Below are 19,679 nucleotides of genomic sequence, written 5' to 3'. Positions count from 1 at the left end.
GTTTCACGCCTCTGTGACAACCTCCAACGGAGGGGTGCGGGCGGCGCGAATCGCGGGCCACAGCGCGGCCAGCACCCCCACCACGGCCGAACCCACGAGCATCGCGAGCAACTGCCCCCACGGGATGGTCAACGTGTCCAGCCCTTCGTCGCGCAGCGTTCGCACGAACCCCCACCCGAACGCGACTCCCAGCGCGAGGCCGACGATGGCGCCGAAGAGGGCGATCAACATCGACTCCAGATAGATCGTCCGTCGCACCTGCGCCCGTTGCATCCCGACGGCTCGCAGCATCCCGATCTCGCGGCGTCGTTCGACGACGGAGAGTGCCAGCGTGTTGACGATTCCCAGGATCGCGATGACCACCGCGAGTGCGAGTAGGCCGTAGAGAACGGCGAGGAGGGTGTCGATCTGTTGGCTCTGCGCGCCTTTGAACTCTTCGCGGTCCTGCACCTGCACGACTACGAAGGTCGCCGTGGCAGCTTCGAGATCGGTGCGGAGGGTGTCGAGGTCGGTGCCGGGTTCGGCCCCGACGAGAACGACGATGTCCGAGCGCACGAAGCTCGGTGTGACCTGCTGGTAGACCTCCTCGGACACCATCCAGTCGCCGACCAGTGGGCTGTCCTCGTAGATGCTCGTCACCGTGACCGGCACCGTCCGGCCGTCGACGGATTCGAGCTCGACGACCGAGCCCAGAGTCCAGTCCTCGTTGCGCGACGCGGACTCCGAAACCGCCATGCTGTCCCCGGTCAGTTCTCGGCTTCCCGCCACCACGGCGTTGTCGAACAGTCCTTCCGGGCTGCCATCGAGCGCAACCCCGAAAGCCTCTTCGCCGTCGATGTCCACCGAGACCGGATGCAGGATGGCGACGCTGTCCACGCCGGGGACGTCGCGCGCAGCCTGGCCTGCTCCGGTCGGAACGCCGATGGACTGCGGGCCGCTGAGTATGTAGTCGGCTTCGACTCCGGTGTCCACGAGCGCGTCGACGCTGGCTTTGGCGGTCGAGCCGAGTACGGCGATCACCGATACGAGCATCAAGCCCAGCATCAACGCGAAAGCCGTGGCCGCGGTGCGCCGCGGATTGCGAACGGAGTTGGTGCGGGCCAGCCGCCCGATCGCTCCGAACGGACGGGTCAGCACCGCACCCAGGGCCCCGACGATGGGGCGCGAGAGCGACGGCGCCGCCAGTGCGACAGCGATGATCACCGCGACGGCACCGACGCCGACGGTCGCTGCCGCTGAACCACCCGTCGATTGGGCGCCGACGACGACGGCTACCGCGCCGAGTGCGCCGAGGACGAGCCCGGCGAGTGTGCGCACACGCAGACTGTCACCGGCCGAGGCGAATTCCTCGCGCATCGCCGCGACCGGTGGGATCTTCGCGGCGCGTCTGGCCGGGGCGTAAGCGCTCAGCACGGTGACGAAGATGCCCACTGCGAAGGCAACGATGACGGTTCGTGGTTCGAGTGCCAACGAGCCGGAGGGCAATCCGAGGTCGAACGCGTTGAGCAGAGCCCGCAGTCCGTACGCGAGACCGACACCGCCGGCGAAGCCGAGCACGCTGCCGATCACCCCGACTACCAGCGCTTCGAGCACGACGGATCTGCTGACCTGGCCGCGGCTCGCTCCGATGGCGCGCAGCAGAGCGAGTTCGCGTACACGCTGCGCGACGATCATCGAGAAGGTGTTGTAGATGATGAACGTCCCCACGAGCAGCGCGATGCCGCCGAACGCGAGGAGGAAGTAGTTGACGAAGGAGAGCGCGGACTCGATCTCGGACTGTGCCTCGTCGCGAACCTCGTCGGCGGTCTGAACCTTCAGATCCGGTAGCGCGAGAGCAATCTCCTCGCGCAGGTCGTCGGGAGTCAGGCCACGTGTGGCGAGGTCGTTGCCGGCGACGTCGTAGTACTCGACGTGTGCGCCGTCCGAGAACAGTTCGGCTGCTTGGCTTTCGACGAACTGGACGCCGATGAAGCCACCGGATTCGACAGCCGTCTCGTAGATTCCTGTCACGGTGACGTCCACCGTGCCCTTCGAGGGCACCAGCACCTGGGTCGAATCGCCGACACCGAGCCCGGCACGTTCGGCGCCGCCCTCGTTGATGGCGACTTCTCCGGGTGCAGTCGGTGCAGTGCCCTGTGCGAAGACCGTGGGAACGCCGAGACGTTGGTCCTCCGGGGTGTACACCTCACCGATCGTGGGGGCGCCGCCAGTCTGCACCGCCGAACCGGACTCGTCGATCACGACGATTTGCCCGCTGACGTATGGAACCACTCGATCGACGTTCGGGAGTGCCGCGATGATCTCGGCGTTCTCCACGGGGACTCCGCTCGAACGGACGTCCTCGGCGCTGACGCGGACGTCGGCGCCCTGCGCGGTGTCGGAGAAGATGGACGAGAAGGTGCGCTGCAGGGTGTCGGTGAACACGAAAGAGCCTGCGACGAAGGCAGTTCCGAGCACCACCGACAGGACAGTCAGCGCGAGTCGAACCTTGTGGGCCGCGAGATTGCGCAGCGATACGGTGCGCATGGGGTTCTGGTGGGTCGATTTCCGGCGGGCGGTGGTGGTTGCTGCGTGAGCCGGCATGATCAGACCGTCTCGAGTTGCTTCATCCGGTCGAGGACGCCCTCGGCGGTCGGGTTGGCGAGCTCGTCGATGGCAGCTCCGTCGGCGAGAAAGACCACCCGGTCGGCGTAGGCCGCGGCGCGCGGATCGTGCGTGACGATGACCACCGTCTGCCCGAACTCGTCTGCGGCCGCCCGGAGGATGCTCAGCACCTCGCCCGAGGACCGCGAGTCCAGGTTGCCGGTGGGCTCGTCGCCGAACACGATGTCCGGCCGCCCGGCCAGAGCCCGCGCGCATGCGACGCGTTGCTGCTGCCCGCCGGACAGTTCGCTCGGACGGTGATCGAGGCGGTCACGCAACCCCAGACGGTCGACGACGGTATCGAGCCACTCCTGATCGGCCGCTCGACCCGCGATGTCGAGCGGCAGGGTGATGTTCTCGAGCGCGGTCAGCGTCGGGACCAGGTTGAAAGACTGAAAGACGAAACCGATCCGATCTCGGCGCAGCGCGGTCATCTGCTTGTCGTCGAGGTCGGTCAGATCGGTGTCGCCGATCGTGACCGTGCCCGAGGTCGCGGTGTCCAGGCCGGCCAGGCAGTGCATCAGCGTGGACTTGCCGGACCCGGATGGGCCCATGATGGCGGTGAACTCGCCGCGGTCGAACGTCACGCTCACCTCCCGCAATGCGTGAACCTGGGTGTCCCCGGAGCCATACGTCTTGGTGAGCGCCGTAGCGCGGGCGGCGGTATCAGTCATGCGCTTCAGTGTTCCAGTGTTTTCGCGGTGCCACTATCGGGGAAGACCCCGAGTGCGCCCCTACTATTGGATCATGCGCATCGGAGCACACGTTCGTGACAGTGCCGACCCCATCGGTTCGGCCGAAAGCCTCGGGGTCGATTTCGTGCAGATGTTTCTCACCGACCCGCAGAAATGGAACAAGCTGCAGCCGCACCCGCAGGGGGAAGAGCTGAAGGCCAGCGACATCGACGTCGTGGTGCACAGCTCGTACGTGCTGAACGTGGCGAGCCTGAACAACCGCATCCGTATCCCCTCGCGCAAGGCTGTCATCGAGCAGGCGGCCGCGGCCGCCGAGATCGGCGCCATCGGTTTGGTGGTGCACGGGGGCCACGTCCGTGACGGAGAGGACACCGCGAAGGGCTTCGAGAACTGGCGCAAGCTGTTCGAACGCCAGGTGGGCGAGGGTGGATTCGGGGTTCCGATTTTCATCGAGAACACCGCGGGCGGTGACTTCGCCATGGCGCGCCACTTCGACGACATCGCGCGCCTGTGGGACGCAGTCGGTGAGTTCGGTGCCGGGTTCTGCCTCGACACCTGCCATGCCTGGGCCGGTGGCGAGGAGTTGGTCGGTGTGGTCGATCGCATCAAGGCGATCACCGGTCGAATCGACCTTGTGCACCTGAACAATTCACGTGACGAGTTCGATTCGGCTCGGGACCGTCATGCCAATCTCGAGGACGGGACCATCGATGCCGAGGTCTTGACGGCGGTGGCGCAGGCCTCGGGCGCCCCGGTGATCCTGGAAACGCCCGCCGAGGGGCTCGCCGAGGACGTCCGGTTCCTGAAAAGTCTGTAGATCGTTCTGCGGCAGATATTCTCGGGCGTCGCCTCAGACGAACTTCGAGATGGTCTTGTCCCAGAACCGCTCGAAATCGTCGACGTCGGCACGGGTGAAAACGCGGTAGTTCCAGCGGAACTCGGCTTCGACGAAGGTGACCGAGTCGATTTCGGTCACCGTGCACGTCACGGTCAGGTTGTGGGGCAGCGGGACGTCGTCGGAGGCGGTCACGTCGTCGGAGACCGTGGCGCCGGCGGTGCTGCGATCGGAGCCGTCGTGGAATGCGATCTGGGCGCCCGCCTTGCGGGCGAGGGCGGGAACGCTCCTGGCAGCGAGATAGTCGACGCCCCCGTGGGGCGCCGCGGCGACGCGTCGCCGCACCTCCTCGGTGAGCAGGGCTGCATCACCGATGGACGGAAGCCGAACTGGGAAGTAGTCCCCGGCTGGTGTTTCGATGTCGATCAGGACACCGGAAGTGTTGTTGCGGCAACGGTCGGCCTGCCACGCTCCGACGGTCGCGGCCAATACCGCCAGCAATGTCGTCCTCGACGGATGCGCCGGGCCGGTCCATTGGGTGCGCGCGGTGGTGACGACGGAGGAGTCGATGGTGTCGATCCGCGGATCGGTGCGGCGCATGCCGAACGGCCACTCTTCGGGGGTCAATACCGCGATCCAGTACGGGACCTGTGTGACCACGGCCGCAGGGTCGGTCTGTGCCGAAGCAATCACCGTCTACACACCACCTTGTGTCGCAAGCCTTACCTAACCTACGCAAGGGTAGCGGTGAACGGACGAATTGGCGAGTGTCGGTTTCAGACGAGCAAGCGCGGCACGGAGGGAGCCTGTGGTGTCTCGCCTGCGTCCAGACGGTCGAGCAGTCCCTCCGACCAGGCGAGTAAGCCCGCCACATCGAGGCCGTACGGCGGTTCGAGCTCGTAACCGCGGATACGATCGTGCCCTTGCCGCAGCAGCGATACGGCGCCGACGTGGTTTCCCCGCAGCAGGTGGGTGAGCCCGACTGCAAGTTGTGCGAGCCCCTGCCACAGCATCCGCTCGGCCTCCGGCGCCTGCTTCCACGTGCCCTCGAGGATCTCGTGGGCGTGAAACGGCATGCCGGTGTCGAGGAGTTCCTGTGCTCTGGCAATCGATTCCACCGGCGGAAGCCGGAGGTCGTCGGGGATGCGGGTCACACCGTCGGCGCCTCTGGGCATCGGTCTGCCCAGGCCGTCGCGGGGCCGTGCGTTCAGCGGTTTGCCGGTGGCATCGCGTTCGCGTTCCGGCACGTGTGGATCACACCTCGTTCGTTGCTCGTCGAGTTCTCAGGGTCACTGCAGTCAAAGCGACCAGGGCGGTCGCGGAGACACCCACCATCGTCACCGATACTGCCACGGCGTCGTTGCCGAGCACCCCGACGACGGGCGCGATGATCGCACCGAATCCGAACTGGGCGGCGCCGAGCAGCGCCGCGGCAGTGCCTGCCGCCTCGCCGTGACGCGTCAGCGCGAGTGCCGGAGCGTTCGGCATGACGAAACCGACCGCGCCGAGGACGAACCACAGCGGGATCAGGAACCCCAGAATTCCGCCCAGGCCGGCCAGGGCGAGTACCACCATGACCACCGCCGAGGCGAGTGCGGCGGCCAGCGCGGCGATCACGATTCGCACGGGTGTGAAGTGTCCGAGCAGGACCACGTTGAACTGCGAAGCGCCGATCAGCGCGATGGCCCCGAGCGAGAAGACGATGGCGAACTGCTGCTCGTTGAGCCCGAACTCCTCCTGCAGCACGAACGACGAGCCGGCGATATAGGCGAACAGGGCCGACATCGCGAGAGCAGCGACGAAGACGAGGACGAGGAACTGGCCGTCGCGAAGCAGGCTGCCGTAAGTGCGAACGATCGGCATGACGCCCCGGCCCCGGCGGCGTTCCGGCGGCAGGCTCTCGCGCAGCGAGAAGATGGCCAGTACGAGCAGGCCGACGCCGAGCAGAGCCAGTGCCCCGAACACCCAGCGCCACGATCCGACCAGCAGGATGCCGCCGCCGATGGACGGTGCGAGCACGGGAGCGACGCCCATGACGAGCATCAGACGCGACAGGACGGTGGCGGCGGCCCGTCCGGTGAAGAGATCGCGCACCACGGCCATCGCGACGACGGCGGCGGCTGCGGCCCCGAGGCCCTGCAGGCCGCGGAAGACGCCGAGCATCGCCACGCTGGGTGCCACAACGCACAGCAGGGAGGCCGCGATGTGAACGGCGGTACCGGCGATGAGTGGCAGGCGTCGGCCGACGATGTCGGAGAGGGGGCCGATGATGAGCTGGCCTATTGCCAGGCCGATGAGAGTTCCGGTGAGCGTGAGCTGCACAGCCGCCGAGGATGTGTTCAGATCGTCGACGATCGACGGCAGCGCCGGCAGATACATGTCGATGGTCAGCGGACCGAGAGCGATCAGTGCCCCGAGGACCAGGATGACCCTCAGCCGTTCGGCCGAGGTGGGTTCAGGGGTGGGCTCGGGGGTCGGCTGGTCGAGCGCACGAGCGGTCGGTGTGACTGTCTGTTCGGCGGCATGAGGCACCAACAGGACAGCAATCGGACGGATGGATATGTTCCCGGTGTGATGTATTCGAGTTAGAGTTCCGACCCATGCATGATTCGGTCTACAGTCCCCGTCAGGTAGTCGTACGTCAATACATCGATGCGCTGGCTTCACACGATGCGAGCGCTGTGCAATTCGCACCGGGTGCGCGCCGCGTCGAGAACGGCATCACCACTGGTCGCTCCGGCCCAGGGATGTCGAAGGCGCTCGAGAACGCCTTCTACTACCGCGCCATCCTGGCTATCCGAGACATCGAGTTGACCGAGATGGGCGATACCGTCATTGCGCGTTTTCTCATCGATGCGGGCGTGCGGGGCAGGCCGTTGCTGACCGTCCGAGTCGAGGAGCACTTCTTCGTTCCGGACGGAACCATCCACGACATCCGCGCCAAGCTGCGCTTGCAGTTGAAGCGGTAGTTCCGGTCAGGGGCTCACTGAGCTCGATACGCCGATGCCGCTGAGGGTGTCGGCGCCGTAGCGCTCGATCTCTGCTTCCAGGTCGAGCGGTGCGATGGTCTTGCTCGCTTCGATCGCTGCGTCGTCGAGAAGGTGCAGTGGGACGAGCCAGACGATCTCGAACTCCAGGCCGTCGGGGTCCTTTGCGTACAAGCTCTTGGTGGTGCCGTGATCGGATGCGCCGACGAGTGCCCCTGCGATCGATAGTTTTCGTCCGGCGTCGGCCAGGTCGGTCAGGCTCTCTACCTCCCACGCGAGGTGATAGAGGCCGACCGTCCTGCGTCCGGCTTCCGAGGCGCCGGCTCCGTCTCCGAGTTGCATCAGTCCGAGGTCGTGATCGTTGCTGCTGGCACTCGCCTGGAGGAACGCTGCCGAGTTGCCCATGCGCATCTTGGTTCGGAACCCGAGGACCTCGGTGTAGAAGGCGACGGATTTCTCGACGTTCCGTACATACAGGACAGCGTGGTTGAGACGTTGGATTGGCATGGTGACCTCGAATCAGGGGGTTAAGTTGAACCTTCAACCTAGAGTACACCCATGTGCCATGCTCGGCCAGTGTCAGCCGCGTCAGTGCCAGGTGTGGTCGACGAGGGGTGTCCGGGGCCCGAACTTGGGTTTGATTGCTTTGCCGCTGACCTGCAGGAGCCGGACGGCTCGAAACCGGTGCGGCGCCAGAGGTCTCATGTAGTCGACCATTCCGTCGTCATCGAGAGGTCGACCCAGAAGCGACCAGCCCACGACGGCCGCCAGATGATAGTCACCGACCGACAGGGCGTCGGGATCGCCGAAGGCCCGTTGCGCGACCTCGGCGGCGGTCCAGATGCCCACACCGGGAACCGCCCGCAGCCGCGTGATCGCCTCGGCGGGCGGCATGGCTGCGGCTTCCTCGAGTCGGCCGGCCACCTGTGCGCATCGCACGATGGTCTTCGATCGAGCCGGGTCGACGTTGGCCCGGTGGTACTCCCACGACGGAATGCGCCGCCACACCGCAGGCTCAGGTGTGATGTACATCGGCCGCGGCGTCGGGCCCGGCGCGCGCTCACCGAACTTGGTGACGAGCAGGCGCCAGGACGCGAAAGCGGCTACCCCGTGCACCCGCTGCTCGAGAATCGCGGGGACCAATGCCTCCATGACGAGTCCGGTTCGTCCCAGACGTAGATGTGGGAACTGCCGGTGCGCTTCCTGCAGGGTCGGGTGCTCGGGCTCGAACCCGGAGGCGTCGTCCTCGCTGCCGAGGAGCGCCGGGAGTGTGTCGGCGAACTCGACGCCTCCGCTGCCCCACGCGATACATCGAACGGCCGTCCGCGAAATCTGAGTCAGCCGATAGGTGACCGGCCCCGAGTTCATGCGTGATGTTCGCCACACACTGCCTGCCGCGTCACGCTCGTACGTCGGATCGCCCTTGCCGCGCCGATGCTCCGACAGGGTCATCGCAACGTCCAGCGGCGAATCGGACTCGAACACAGTCGAGACCGATTCACCGGCAGATGCAGGAACTGACGTGAGCATTGCCGTTCAGTTTATGTCGGTGAGTTTGTCTCGGTGGCCTGCCGCTCAGCGAAAACCACCGGCCACGGCGACGACGGTCCGGCCGATGACCTTGCCGCCGGCAATTTCGTCGAGCTTTGCTTGAACATCGCCGACGGCGACTTCGGAGGTGAGAGTGTCCAGGCGCTGCGGGCGCCGCTCGGATTCGAGTTGGTGCCAAACAGCTCGTCGTCGGTCGATGGGCAGCTGCACCGAGTCGATTCCCAGTAGTGACACACCGCGCAGGATGAACGGGAGCACCGTGGTGTGCAACTGGGCTCCGCCCGTCAGACCGCTGGCCGCGACAGCGCCGCCGTATCGGATGGTGCTCAGTACGTGCGCCAGCGTCTTGCCACCGACACAGTCCACTGCCGCGGACCACTCGGCACGGCCGAGGGGGCGCGGCTTGGCGTCCGGGTCCTCGGGCAACCGGCCGATCACGCTGGACGCGCCCAAGCTGGTCAAAAGCTCTGCGGCTTCGGGCTTTCCGCTGGACGCGTGCACCTCGAAACCGGCGGCCGACAGGAGGTCGACGCTGACCGTCCCCACGCCGCCGCTGGCTCCGGTGACAAGGACCGGACCGTCGGCCGGTGTGACTCCTGCGCCGAGCAGTGCTTCGACGCTCATCGCGGCCGTGAATCCCGCAGTGCCGATTGCGGCCGCCTCGCGCGTGGTCAGTGTCGTCAGCGGCACGACCCAGTCGGCGGGCACGCGAGCGTATTCGGCATAGCCGCCGTGTTGCGCTGTGCCGATGTCATAGCCGTGCGCGAGGACCCGTTGCCCCACAGCGACGTTCTCGCTGGTCGATTCGACGACCGTGCCGGCGATGTCGATTCCGGGAACGATCGGGTACTCGCGCACCACCCCACCCTTCGGGGTGATGGCAAGGGCGTCCTTGAAATTGACGGACGAGTACTCGACGGCGATGGTCACTGCCGGACCGTCGATCGCCGGCAGAAACGAGTGGTCGACGGTCTCTTGCGAGAGCGTGATCTGCTCGCTTCCACGGGCGACGAGAGCCGCGAACGACGATGGCGCAGGCTGGGGCACGAGGAGTGTCCTTTCGAACTCGAGGGGTTCGTCCGAACAGTACCCATGCTTGGCGTGGCGTCTGTTGTTTGTCGGTCCGTCGAAGTATGGTCTCGCTGTGATCATCGTGAGTACCGACGGCTCGTGTCTGCGCAACCCGGGCGGCGCAATCGGGTGGGCCTGGGTCAATCACACAGGCCCGAGCAAGTCCGGCGGTGAAGAGTCCGGCACCAACCAGATAGCGGAGCTTCGCGCCCTCCTCGAGGCAGTGCTCGCGCATCCCGGGGACGAGCCGTTGCTCATCGAGTCCGATTCGCAGTACGCCATCAAATGCGCGTCCGAATGGCTGGCCGGATGGAAGCGCAAGGGGTGGAAGACGGCGGGCGGCACGCCTGTACGCAACCTCGATCTGGTTCAGGGCATCGATCGCGCGATCACCGAGCGCACCGGTCCCGTCCGATTCCGCTGGGTACGTGGGCACGTGGGAAACCACTTCAACGAAGCAGCCGACGCCCTCGCCGGTGAAGCTGCCCGTGCCGTCGCAGCGGGTGCCTCGACCTCTCCCGCGGCTGCTGCTGTGCCCACTGCCGCACCCACACCCACTGCAGATGCCACCGCCGACGACGGGGTGGCGACGCTCTTCTGACGGTTCGCCTGCTCGGTGTGGATACTGCCCAGTGTGGATACACTTGTCGCATTCACACCCGGAGGCGTCGAGAACCCAGTGCACACCAACGTCACTAATGAATCATCCGATAGTTTTGTCGAGCAGTCCGAGCGCGTTGTCCGCGGCCGTGCGGTGATCGTGTGATCGTCTCCGCGCTACTGCTGTTGCTGGCAGGTCTCTTGCTCACGGCCGTCATCATTGTTGCGAACGGATACTTCGTCGCGCAGGAATTCGCGTACATGTCGGTCGATCGTGCAACTTTGAGATCGCGGGCCGAGAAGGGCGACGCCTCTGCCGAGCGCGCGTTGAAGGTCACCAAGCGCACCTCGTTCATGCTGTCGGGGGCGCAGCTCGGGATTACGGTGACCGGTCTGCTGGTCGGTTATGTTGCCGAGCCGTTCATCGGTGTGCCGTTGGGCGAGCTGATGGGTGGCGCCGGCGTACCCACTGCAACGGGCATCGCTGTCGGAACGGTGTTGGCACTGGTACTCGCGACCGTCGTGCAGATGATTTTCGGTGAGCTGTATCCCAAGAATCTGGCGATCGCCAACCCGGGCCCGCTGGCGCAGGGACTCGCGCGTTCGACCCTGGTGTACATGGCGATCTTCGGGTGGCTGATCACGTTCTTCGACAAGTCCTCGAACGCGGTGCTTCGGCTGCTGCATGTGGAGCCTGTTCACGATGTCGACAGCAGCGCGAATGCCGAGGATCTCGAACGCATCATCGGTGATTCACGTGCCAGCGGCGATCTCACCGAGGAGCTGTCGTTGCTGTTGGATCGGATTCTGGATTTTCCGGATCGAGATGTCGAGCACGCGATGATCCCGCGTGTCCAGGTCGACGTCGTCTCCGAGCAGTCGACGATCGAAGATGTGCGCGTGCTCATGAGAAATGCACACACGCGTTACCCGGTGCTCGGTGCGCGAGGCGAACCTATTGGCGTCGTGCATCTCGCCGAGGTGTTGGCAGCCGAGCGGCACGATCAGCGGTCGGTTACCGAGATCATGCGTGAGCCACTCGTGCTGCCGGAGCTCATGCCGATGCAGGACGCGCTCGATCATCTCTCGCGCACGCGCAACGAAATGGCCTGTGTGATAGACGAATACGGTGGATTCACCGGTGTCTTGACGATCGAGGACCTGGCCGAGGAGCTCGTAGGAGAAATCACCGACGAGCACGATCCCGACGTACTCACCGGGATGGAGCACGAAGCCGACGGCGGATGGATCATGGACGGTGACATCCACGTCGATGAGGTGGAGCGCACGATCGGACGCAATCTGCTTCTTCCCCGCGGTGACTACGAGACGCTGGCAGGCCTGCTCATTGCCGAGGAACGCGAACTTCCCGATGTGGGTGACGTGTTGCGGATCGATCTCGCGGTGGACAGCGCGGAGCTGATCGAAGACACGCCTCCGCGCAGGTTTCTGGTGGTCGAAGTACTGCAGCTCGACCGGCACGTGCCCAGCGAACTGCGGGTGCACGTGCAGGAGGCAGACGGCGATGGTGAGGTTTCGGAGAGTGAGGTCTCTGAGGTCGGTTCGGAGCCGTCCACGAGCGAAGGTAGGAACGAACGATGAGCGCCCTGATCGTGGTGTTCGCGACGATAGCGCTCATCTTTCTGAGTGCATTCTTCGTGGTCATCGAGTTCGCGCTGCTCGGTGCGCGTCGTCACCGGTTGGAGACCGAGGCTACCGAGAGCCGATCCGCGCGGGCGGCGCTGCGCGGAATGAACGAACTGACAGTCATGCTCGCTGGAGCACAGTTGGGCATCACTGCCTGCACGTTTGCTCTCGGTGCCGTCACCAAGCCCGCGGTCGACAGTTGGCTCTCCCCGGTGTTCGCGTCCCTGGGCGCACCGACGTGGCTTGCCGGAGGCGCGGCGTTCGCATTGTCGTTGCTGGTGGTCACCTTCTTGCACCTGGTGATTGGGGAGATGGCGCCGAAGTCGTGGGCGATATCGCATCCGGAACTCGCCGCGAAGATCATCGGCCTGCCTTCACGTGCATTTGTCCTGCCGTTCCGCCCATTCTTATCCTGGGTCAATCACATCGCCAACGTTCTCGTCGCCAAGACAGGGGTGGAGCCGGTCGAGAGTGCGGCCGTCGGCGGGCGAGACGCCGACACCATTCGGCATTTGGTCGAGTACTCCACTCAGGTGGGTGTTCTAGAACCCGAGCTGCGCACGCAGATCACTGGCGTAATCGAGCTCCAGACTCTGACTGTCGATCAGATCACGGTGCGCGGGCGCAAACCTACGTCTGTCGCGGCGGCTGCGGCAGTGTCCGAAGTGCAGGCCGCGGCCCTGCGGTCGGGCCACTTGCGGGTCCTGCTGGTCGATCCTGATGGTCGGATGCACTCCGTGGTGCACGTCCGCGACACGCTGCTCGCCGATCTCGACGAACCGGTCATGAATTTTGCGAGACCGGCTTTCACCATCGAGGGAAGCACCCCGGTATACGAGGTGCTGCGTGAGATGCAGGCGAAGAGCGTGCAGCTGGCGATCGTGGAGTCGGAGGGATCGTTCCTCGGACTGGTTACCCTCACCGATGTGATCAAGCGAGTACTGCCGCCTTCGGAGGCGAGCGAGGGTCGCGAAAAGACCGAGTAGGACTGGGGGCTTCAGTCGATATTCGGTTGCGCGAGGCGTAGCTTGCGGCACAGCGCGGTCAGTGTTGTCATCTCGTCCTCGGTCAGTGCATCGCCGACGTATCGCCGGATTCGCTCAGCATGCTTGCGTCCGATCGTTCGCTGAACGGCGAGGCCGGCATCGGTGAGCGCAACCAGGGTGCCGCGCTTGTCCGTCGGGTCCGGCTGCCGGACAAGAAAACCGAGTTCGACGAGCCTGTCGCACAGTCTGCTCAACGAGGATTGGCTGAGCAGGATCTCGTCGTTGAGGTCGTGCAGGCGCAGCTTGTTTTTCGGGCATCTGCTCAGGGTGAACAGCACATCGTATTCGCGGACGCTGATCGGGTCCCAGATGTCGTCCGAGGCGAAGCGTCGCATGAGCGTGACCTGGGAGCGGAACAAAGACTCCCAGGCGTCGACGGCGAGTTCGGTGCGCGAGCGCACCTGGTCGGATGCCACCTGCTCAGATAGCAAGGGCTGCGTTCTTCTCGGCGAGCAGGCTCGCGTGTGTGGGTGGGTTCTCCGGCACACCGTCCGGACGGCGAGCAGCGAACTCGGCGCGCAGCACCGGCACCACCTCTTCGCCGAGCAGGTCGAGCTGCTCGAGCACCGTCTTCAACGGCAGCCCGGCGTGGTCCATGAGAAACAGCTGACGCTGGTAGTCGCCGAAGAAGTCGGCGAAGGCGAGCGTCTTCTCGATGACCTGCTGTGGGGAACCGACTGTCAGCGGCGTTTGATCCGTGAACTCCTCCATCGTCGGTCCGTGACCATAGACAGGGGCGTTGTCGAAGTACGGGCGGAATTCAGCGACCGCGTCCTGGCTGTTCTTGCGCATGAACACCTGACCGCCGAGGCCGACGATCGCCTGGTCGGCGCGGCCGTGTCCGTAGTGTTCGTAACGTTCTCGGTACAGGTTGATCAGTGCCGCGTAGTGCTCCTTCGGCCAGAAGATGTTGTTCGCGAAGAATCCGTCGCCGTGGTACGCGGCGATTTCCGCGATCTGCGGGCTGCGGATCGAGCCGTGCCACACGAACGGCGGTATGTCGTCGAGTGGGCGGGGTGTAGAGGTGAAGTTGTCGAGTGGGGTGCGGAAGTCGCCCTTCCATGTCACCACGTCCTCGGTCCACAGGCGCCGGAGGAGTTGGTAGTTCTCCAGTGCCAGCGGGATGCCCTGACGAATGTCCTGGCCGAACCACGGGTAGACCGGTGCGGTGTTGCCGCGGCCCATGATGAGGTCGACGCGACCATCCGACAGGTGCTGAAGCATCGCGTAGTCCTCGGCGATCTTCACCGGGTCGTTGGTGGTGATGAGCGTCGTGGATGTCGAGAGGATCAGTTTCTCGGTCCGGGCAGCGATAAATCCCAGCATCGTTGTCGGTGACGACGGGACGAACGGTGGGTTGTGGTGCTCTCCGGTGGCAAAGACGTCGAGGCCGACATCCTCGGCGTGCTGTGCGATGGTGACCATCGCTTTGATGCGCTCGTGTTCGCTGGGAGCACGACCTGTGGTCGGATCGACCGTTACATCTCCGACGGTGAATACTCCGAACTGCATGGTCCGCTCCTGAGCTCGTTCTCGACATGTTCATGCGTTTGCATCGACTTTTGGCTCAACAGGGGCCGTCTCGCCGGTATTCCTCGGCGCTGTATTCACCGAATCCGGCGTCCAAGAATATTCTCGAAGTTTCACCCATCCACCCCATCGCCTGTGGCGAATGCAAGATGAGACGCCCGCCGCTGCTGTCGCCCCCGACCGCCGTCAGCTGTGGGCGTCTCCCTATCTCCTCGCGGTCAGCCGGAGCTCAGCGTGCTCAGAGTGCTCAGTCGGCTGAGCATGCGGTCGATATCGATCCCGGTGCATCCCTCGCCGAAGCGGACGAGATCGACGCTCGCGCGAAAGTGCGTCGCCACGCCACCGTCGTACAAGATGTCGACCAGATTGCTGAACCGTTGCACCGACTCGGCATCGGTGTCATGCAGTTTCGGTATGCCGCGAATGGTGAGGCCCTCCGTGAGCGCCAGGTAGTCGCTGCTCGACCGAGGTGCCGTGCACAGTTCCGCGAACGAAATTGCTTCGGTGTCGGTGTTCTCGAGTTCGGTTTCCACTGTCCACGTGCCGGCAGCGAAACCACGCCGCACGGCATGCGCGCTCCTGTAGTCGATCGGGCCGTCGACGCGTATTTCGCGGAGGTGCGCCTTCAGTACCTCGATTGTCGGCTCGAACTTCTCGTGGAACAGCGGGTTGGGGAGAAGGCCGTCGGGTGGATAGTTCGACGTCACAACCAGCGCTGTCCCGCGGGCGAAGAGGGTGTCGAGCATGCGGGCGATGAGTGTGCCGTCGCCGATGTCGTGGACGTGAAACTCGTCGAAGCAGAGCAGTCGACACTCGCCGAGCACCTCGTCGATCGCGCGATCTATCGAGAATCTCTGCCGGAAGTAGGCGGAGTGCAGGTCCGCGAAGAAGCTGTGGAAGTGCACGCGCTTCTTCGCGTCGATGTCTACCCCGGCGAAATAGCGATCCAAGAGCCACGTCTTTCCGCGTCCCACTGGTCCCCACAGGTAGACACCCAACGCGTCCGGCTGCGTGAGCAGGTCGACGGCGGCTGTTTGGGCGGCGTCCAGTTCGAAGGAAGCCTCGAAGGCGTGGGGAGTGGCAGCTGGCCTCATGCTCTCAGACTCTACAGATGTAGAGTCTGTGGAATGGACCGTAGAGCTGTGATTGCCGACGCAGCCATAGCTGTCGTGGCCGACGAGGGATTGCGCGCACTGACGCACCGCGGCATCGATGCGGCGGCCGGCCTCCCTGCCGGTTCGACGTCGTACTACTTCAGGACTAGAAGCGAGCTCCTGACGGCGATCGTCGACCGCGTCACGGAGTCGTCGAGAGCAGCGTTCGAGCGCGTCACCAGCCGTTCCGATGAGTCAGTATTTGATGAGTCAGTTGTAGAGGTCTCCGTCCAGTACCTTGCACACCTACTGTCCGAGCGCCCGAAGCAACTTCGTGCTCGGCACTCGCTGCTGATCGACGCCGGCATCGGACTCGAAGAGCGTGTGAAGCTCGGACAGTGCCTGTTCTCCCTCGACCGCGCCACCGAACTCTTCGGTGACCGTCTGCTCGCTGCAGGGTTCGTGGCTCTGTGTGAGGGACTGGTGGTGACGGGTCTGGAAGCAGGGACAACGTCAGAGGCCTTGCGAGTTCCGATCGTCACCTATCTGAGGGGCGCCCGGAAGTCCTGAATTGCGATTCGGGCAATCAGCTCATGTCGTAGACGACGCCGGTGAGCTTCTCGCTGGCAACCCACAACTGTTCGGCCAGCGCGGGATCCTTGGCCTTGGCGGAGATCTTGGCTGGTCCCGGCGCACCACGTGACTCGAACAACGCCTTCGGTCCTGTGTAGGAACCGGGGCCGCCGTTCTCGAGCGCATACAGCGTGGGGAGCGCGCCCGCGCGGGCGGACTGCGAGATGAACTTGAGACCGATGGAGGCGCCGATGGATGCGATCTTGGAGCTGCCCAACCCGTCCGGGCTCGTGTACAGCGCGGTCTCGGAGATGCCGGGGTGCGCGGCATTGCTGGTGATCGGGATGCCCGCGCTGTCGAGTCGGCGCTGCAGTTCCAGGGCGAACAGCAGATTGGCAAGTTTGGAGTTGGCGTACATGCGCTGGGGTTGGTATCCCTTCGTCGCCTGTAGATCGTCGAAGTCGAGCTTGGGAGCTTGCTTGTGGGCGACGGAGGAGACCGTGACGACAGTGGCGTTGTCGGCTGCGCGCAGCTTGGGTAGAAGGTGACCGGTGAGCGCGAAGTGACCGAGATGGTTGGTGCCGAACTGTAGCTCGAAGCCGTCCTTGGTCTCAGTTCGCTTGGCGGGCATCATCACGCCGGCGTTGTTGATGAGCGCATCGACCTTCTCGGGCGCGGATTCGGCGAAGTCTCGAACGGATCCGAGGTCGGCCAGGTCGAGATGCGCGGTGTCGACGGTGCCCGTCCGGTCCGAGTCGGCACCACCGGAAGCTGCCGCATCGGCGATGGTGTCCCGGATCTTGTCCGCGGCCGCATTCGCCTTGTCGAGGTTGCGGCAAGCCAAGGTCACGTGGTCACCCTGCTTCACCAACTCGAGCGCAGTGAAGTAACCGATTCCGGTGTTTCCGCCGGTGACAAGTACACGGCGCTGCTTGTTGTCAGACACGGGTCCGAGGGTACCTGCGCGGTTAGAATCTGCCCATGCCTGACGAGGTGTCCGACAATCAGCGCCCCGGCGAGCCCGTGGACCACTTTCCCAAGGGCACGGGTCGACCGGCTTCTGGCGCGTTTGTCGCAGCCGGCTATCACTCGCTGGAGGACCTCGCCGGCGAGTCCGAGGCACAGTTGGCCCAGCTGCACGGTGTCGGGCCGCGGGCGATCGGCATCGTGAAAGCTGCCCTCGCCGAGCGAGGGCTCGAACTGGCGCCTTGATCTTCGGACGAGCTGACCTGTGTGCTCTCAGAACGGCGTGCACTCAGAACGGCGGGGGTCGGAACTTCTCGCGCTGGGCCACGATCGCACGGTGCTCGAGAAATCTCTCGCGTAGGTAGGCGGCATCGGCAAGGGCGCGAGCGTCCTCCGGACCCACACGCCCTGCGATATCGCCGAGCGAGGGCGCCCCACCGACAGTGTCGTTGCGCAGCAGTCGATGCCAGTCTGTGTCGCGGTCGCTCATGTGCGTTTCCCACCAGGTGGGTTCGTAGAGTTCGTCCGAGGGCTCGGCTGTCTTGGCGTCGGTATGGACGTGTTCGTGAACTGCACTGTCGAAGTGGGGTCCTCCGCCGGACTGGGATTTCGCTGGCGACACATGCATCGGCACAGCGGGGTTGTACCGGCCGTTATGGACGAACTCGTCGGGTAACGCAACCGTTCCGAACATCGGCGGGGTGATCCGGTGCAGACCCGAGCTCGAACGCCAGTAGATCGCACTACCTTCGAGTTTCGCGCACGCCCATAGGCGAAGCGTCTTCGCGTGGTGGTGGTAACCGCACAACGGTTGGAGATTGTCGAGGACGGTCCACCCACCCGACTGCGGATCCTCGTGATCGAACGGAACGATGTGGTCGATGTCGCACCGAGCTGCGGGCACGCTGCACCCCGGGAATGTGCAGGTGCAGTATGTGGCTCGGGTCAACGCCACGAGCTCGGCGCTCGGCCGATAAGTCAGCGCCCCGGGTGGAGGTTCGGCGAAGCCGCCGTGCCCGTCGGGATATCGGCCTCGGGTCAGTGTCGGATCCGACGCGGCCGCCGCCAGGAATTTCGCGATACTTCTCGAGAGCGCAGCTTCCGCACCGAGCGTCGATGCCCCTCTCTTGTGTTCGGGTCGACAAGAAGCCGCTGAACGCGTGGGTAGAGGTGCAGCGGAACGACGGCGACCACGACTGAGAAGGCGCCTCGCGCGGCCCCGCTTCGCGACCCACGGCCGAATAGCGCCATGTCCGGCGCTGGGCTCGTGCTCAGTGTCGTCGGATCCAGTGTTGTCGGATCCAGTGTTGTCGGATCCAGTGTTTCTAGGCCCAGTGCTGCCGGCCTCGCTGTTGTTGTTTTCGGGGCTGTTCGGCACCTGAGCTCGGTACTCGTTCATCGCGTCCAGCATCTCGGTGAGCAGACCCTGCCATCGTGCGTCGGTAGCAAGTAGGCGGGCGGTCTCTGGATCCAGCACAGTCCCGTCTGCGAGAGTGGCTGGATTGCTACCGAGCCCGAGAAGGGTCTCGATGTCGATGTGCACTTCCAGCAGGGCTTTGCGGCGCGGCGGGTTCAACGCGCCCGCTGCAGCCATCGGGCAAATATCCGATCCGCACGTGCACGTCAGGGACTCTTCTCGATGAAACAGAGCGAGCAGCGCATGACCGCGGAGTTGCTTCTTCGTTCGAGGATCACGCGAGCAGACAGTGCCGGCCATCTCTTCGAGAAGTGCATCGCATTCGGCTCCCTCGAGCATCGACATTTTTGCGACCAGGGTTGCGATGCCGTCGTCACCCCGTCGGATGTCTGCGCAGCGTTCCTCTGTCACTGCCGCCTTCTGCGCGGCAGTGGCTTCAGCTGGATCGTGGGCCATCCACTCTCGCCAAATGCTGCTGGTCAATGCGCGGACGTTGCATCGCAGGGCTGCAGCGAGGACATCCTGTTCGATGGCAGAAACGGTCGAATCGGAAGCGCGGGACAGCGTATTCGCGATGGCTCGAACGCGCGGGTAGTCGATATCGCCCACCGTGAATGCGGCATCTACGGCGGGGAGCCGCCAGGCCAGATGGCCCGCCACCGTGATCATCTCGCGAGTAGCGGTACGTGAGAGGGAAAGTGCTACAGCTGCTTCGCATTCGGTGATGTGCCTCGCGCGGGCAGTATCCGGCTGCTCGTCGTCACGAGATGATCCGAGCAGATGGATGTCCATCTCCTCGCCCAGCCGTATTTCGGACAGGCGATGCAGTTCGTGAACCACGGCCGCAGCCGCAACGTTGTCGGCCCGTCGACCATCGGCGAGGCGCGCCAGCGACTCCGAAGCGGCGATGTCCGCCTCGCGTCTGATGTACGTAGAGCCCCCCGGCTGCGTCATGCCACCAACGATACTCGAACAGATGTTCGAACACAACAGTTCGTTGCTACAAAAATTGCTTGTGGCCGCA

General features: G+C 64.7%; 20 protein-coding genes. 7 read left to right on the top strand and 13 right to left on the bottom strand.

Annotated elements, in window-relative coordinates:
- Window positions 1-3: 3 nt before the first annotated feature.
- Together J1M86_RS02405 and J1M86_RS02400 are read right to left on the bottom strand one after the other, a co-directional pair.
- Entirely contained in the window at window positions 4-2,526 is a 2,523-nt protein-coding gene (locus tag J1M86_RS02405; RefSeq protein ID WP_206509112.1) for an ABC transporter permease, read from the bottom strand.
- Window positions 2,527-2,585: 59 nt separating this feature from the next.
- Window positions 2,586-3,317, bottom strand: coding sequence for an ABC transporter ATP-binding protein (locus J1M86_RS02400; protein ID WP_075837856.1), 732 nt, complete (start codon window positions 3,315-3,317; stop codon window positions 2,586-2,588).
- Between the two features lie 73 nt (window positions 3,318-3,390).
- On the opposite strand from J1M86_RS02400, the gene J1M86_RS02395 reads away from it, so the two are divergent.
- Window positions 3,391-4,155, top strand: coding sequence for a deoxyribonuclease IV (locus J1M86_RS02395; protein WP_075837855.1), 765 nt, complete (start codon window positions 3,391-3,393; stop codon window positions 4,153-4,155).
- A 33-nt stretch (window positions 4,156-4,188) separates the two neighbouring features.
- On the opposite strand, the gene J1M86_RS02390 is transcribed toward J1M86_RS02395, so the two are convergent.
- The 3 genes from J1M86_RS02390 to J1M86_RS02380 all read right to left on the bottom strand — a co-directional run bounded on the left by J1M86_RS02390 (window position 4,189) and on the right by J1M86_RS02380 (window position 6,609).
- The gene (locus J1M86_RS02390) at window positions 4,189-4,866 is read right to left on the bottom strand and encodes a hypothetical protein (protein WP_307786508.1); all 678 of its coding nucleotides are present in this window, start codon (window positions 4,864-4,866) and stop codon (window positions 4,189-4,191) included.
- Between the two features lie 83 nt (window positions 4,867-4,949).
- Window positions 4,950-5,420: a DUF309 domain-containing protein gene (locus J1M86_RS02385; protein WP_206508699.1), complete on the bottom strand. Its 471-nt coding sequence runs from the start codon at window positions 5,418-5,420 to the stop codon at window positions 4,950-4,952.
- A 7-nt stretch (window positions 5,421-5,427) separates the two neighbouring features.
- Window positions 5,428-6,609 carry a multidrug effflux MFS transporter gene (locus J1M86_RS02380; RefSeq protein WP_241259567.1) on the bottom strand — a complete coding sequence of 394 codons (1,182 nt, stop codon included), beginning with the start codon at window positions 6,607-6,609 and terminating at the stop codon, window positions 5,428-5,430.
- A gap of 164 nt (window positions 6,610-6,773) precedes the next feature.
- Here J1M86_RS02380 and J1M86_RS02375 point away from each other — a divergent pair, with 164 nt between their 5' ends.
- A complete protein-coding gene (locus J1M86_RS02375; RefSeq protein ID WP_075837853.1) occupies window positions 6,774-7,142 on the top strand; it encodes a hypothetical protein in 369 nt (122 codons plus the stop codon).
- A 6-nt stretch (window positions 7,143-7,148) separates the two neighbouring features.
- On the opposite strand, the gene J1M86_RS02370 is transcribed toward J1M86_RS02375, so the two are convergent.
- The 3 genes from J1M86_RS02370 to J1M86_RS02360 form a co-directional block, all read right to left on the bottom strand.
- A complete protein-coding gene (locus tag J1M86_RS02370) occupies window positions 7,149-7,667 on the bottom strand; it encodes a VOC family protein (protein ID WP_206508697.1) in 519 nt (172 codons plus the stop codon).
- Between the two features lie 81 nt (window positions 7,668-7,748).
- Window positions 7,749-8,690 (bottom strand): DNA-3-methyladenine glycosylase 2 family protein, encoded by a 942-nt coding sequence (locus J1M86_RS02365; protein ID WP_241259518.1) that lies wholly within the window; start codon window positions 8,688-8,690, stop codon window positions 7,749-7,751.
- A 45-nt stretch (window positions 8,691-8,735) separates the two neighbouring features.
- The gene (locus J1M86_RS02360; RefSeq protein WP_307786507.1) at window positions 8,736-9,758 is read right to left on the bottom strand and encodes an acryloyl-CoA reductase; all 1,023 of its coding nucleotides are present in this window, start codon (window positions 9,756-9,758) and stop codon (window positions 8,736-8,738) included.
- A gap of 97 nt (window positions 9,759-9,855) precedes the next feature.
- On the opposite strand from J1M86_RS02360, the gene J1M86_RS02355 reads away from it, so the two are divergent.
- The 3 genes from J1M86_RS02355 to J1M86_RS02345 all read left to right on the top strand — a co-directional run bounded on the left by J1M86_RS02355 (window position 9,856) and on the right by J1M86_RS02345 (window position 13,015).
- Entirely contained in the window at window positions 9,856-10,383 is a 528-nt protein-coding gene (locus J1M86_RS02355; protein ID WP_075837898.1) for a ribonuclease H, read from the top strand.
- Window positions 10,384-10,547: 164 nt separating this feature from the next.
- Window positions 10,548-11,984, top strand: coding sequence for a hemolysin family protein (locus J1M86_RS02350; protein ID WP_206509109.1), 1,437 nt, complete (start codon window positions 10,548-10,550; stop codon window positions 11,982-11,984).
- Entirely contained in the window at window positions 11,981-13,015 is a 1,035-nt protein-coding gene (locus J1M86_RS02345; protein ID WP_075837850.1) for a CNNM domain-containing protein, read from the top strand. Before J1M86_RS02350 ends, J1M86_RS02345 begins: the two co-directional genes overlap by 4 nt.
- An 11-nt stretch (window positions 13,016-13,026) precedes the next feature.
- Here J1M86_RS02345 and J1M86_RS02340 read toward each other — a convergent pair whose 3' ends face one another.
- The 3 genes from J1M86_RS02340 to zapE all read right to left on the bottom strand — a co-directional run bounded on the left by J1M86_RS02340 (window position 13,027) and on the right by zapE (window position 15,699).
- Window positions 13,027-13,491 (bottom strand): MarR family winged helix-turn-helix transcriptional regulator, encoded by a 465-nt coding sequence (locus J1M86_RS02340; protein WP_307786506.1) that lies wholly within the window; start codon window positions 13,489-13,491, stop codon window positions 13,027-13,029.
- Window positions 13,492-13,495: 4 nt separating this feature from the next.
- Window positions 13,496-14,587, bottom strand: a complete 1,092-nt coding sequence (locus J1M86_RS02335) for an LLM class flavin-dependent oxidoreductase (RefSeq protein WP_206508695.1) — start codon at window positions 14,585-14,587, stop codon at window positions 13,496-13,498.
- A gap of 236 nt (window positions 14,588-14,823) precedes the next feature.
- Entirely contained in the window at window positions 14,824-15,699 is an 876-nt protein-coding gene (zapE, locus tag J1M86_RS02330) for a cell division protein ZapE (RefSeq protein ID WP_206508694.1), read from the bottom strand.
- A 33-nt stretch (window positions 15,700-15,732) separates the two neighbouring features.
- On the opposite strand from zapE, the gene J1M86_RS02325 reads away from it, so the two are divergent.
- Window positions 15,733-16,269 carry a TetR/AcrR family transcriptional regulator gene (locus J1M86_RS02325; protein ID WP_206508693.1) on the top strand — a complete coding sequence of 179 codons (537 nt, stop codon included), beginning with the start codon at window positions 15,733-15,735 and terminating at the stop codon, window positions 16,267-16,269.
- A gap of 16 nt (window positions 16,270-16,285) precedes the next feature.
- Here the strand turns inward: J1M86_RS02325 and J1M86_RS02320 are convergent, their stop codons facing one another.
- Window positions 16,286-17,218, bottom strand: a complete 933-nt coding sequence (locus tag J1M86_RS02320; protein ID WP_075837846.1) for an oxidoreductase — start codon at window positions 17,216-17,218, stop codon at window positions 16,286-16,288.
- Between the two features lie 35 nt (window positions 17,219-17,253).
- Here J1M86_RS02320 and J1M86_RS02315 point away from each other — a divergent pair, with 35 nt between their 5' ends.
- Window positions 17,254-17,484, top strand: coding sequence for a DNA-binding protein (locus tag J1M86_RS02315; protein WP_206508692.1), 231 nt, complete (start codon window positions 17,254-17,256; stop codon window positions 17,482-17,484).
- Between the two features lie 43 nt (window positions 17,485-17,527).
- Here the strand turns inward: J1M86_RS02315 and J1M86_RS02310 are convergent, their stop codons facing one another.
- The gene (locus J1M86_RS02310) at window positions 17,528-19,609 is read right to left on the bottom strand and encodes an HNH endonuclease signature motif containing protein (protein ID WP_206508691.1); all 2,082 of its coding nucleotides are present in this window, start codon (window positions 19,607-19,609) and stop codon (window positions 17,528-17,530) included.
- Window positions 19,610-19,679: the final 70 nt, after the last annotated feature.

The sequence above is a fragment of the Rhodococcus sp. KRD197 genome (assembly GCF_017168235.1).
In the GTDB taxonomy this organism is placed as follows: domain Bacteria; phylum Actinomycetota; class Actinomycetes; order Mycobacteriales; family Mycobacteriaceae; genus Rhodococcoides.
Note: the sequence above shows the minus strand (reverse complement) of the source record. Positions and strands in the feature narration are given on the sequence as shown.

Bases quoted from the DNA above. Each gene is read 5' to 3' on its own strand.
- J1M86_RS02405 (WP_206509112.1), bottom strand. From the start codon at position 2,526: ATGCGCACCGTATCGCTGCGCAATCTCGCGGCCCACAAGGTTCGACTC.
- J1M86_RS02400 (WP_075837856.1), bottom strand. From the start codon at position 3,317: ATGACTGATACCGCCGCCCGCGCTACGGCGCTCACCAAGACGTATGGC.
- J1M86_RS02395 (WP_075837855.1), top strand. From the start codon at position 3,391: ATGCGCATCGGAGCACACGTTCGTGACAGTGCCGACCCCATCGGTTCG.
- J1M86_RS02375 (WP_075837853.1), top strand. From the start codon at position 6,774: ATGCATGATTCGGTCTACAGTCCCCGTCAGGTAGTCGTACGTCAATAC.
- J1M86_RS02370 (WP_206508697.1), bottom strand. From the start codon at position 7,667: ATGCCAATCCAACGTCTCAACCACGCTGTCCTGTATGTACGGAACGTC.
- J1M86_RS02365 (WP_241259518.1), bottom strand. From the start codon at position 8,690: ATGCTCACGTCAGTTCCTGCATCTGCCGGTGAATCGGTCTCGACTGTG.
- J1M86_RS02345 (WP_075837850.1), top strand. From the start codon at position 11,981: ATGAGCGCCCTGATCGTGGTGTTCGCGACGATAGCGCTCATCTTTCTG.
- J1M86_RS02335 (WP_206508695.1), bottom strand. From the start codon at position 14,587: ATGCAGTTCGGAGTATTCACCGTCGGAGATGTAACGGTCGATCCGACC.
- zapE (WP_206508694.1), bottom strand. From the start codon at position 15,699: ATGAGGCCAGCTGCCACTCCCCACGCCTTCGAGGCTTCCTTCGAACTG.
- J1M86_RS02325 (WP_206508693.1), top strand. From the start codon at position 15,733: ATGGACCGTAGAGCTGTGATTGCCGACGCAGCCATAGCTGTCGTGGCC.
- J1M86_RS02315 (WP_206508692.1), top strand. From the start codon at position 17,254: ATGCCTGACGAGGTGTCCGACAATCAGCGCCCCGGCGAGCCCGTGGAC.
- J1M86_RS02310 (WP_206508691.1), bottom strand. From the start codon at position 19,609: ATGACGCAGCCGGGGGGCTCTACGTACATCAGACGCGAGGCGGACATC.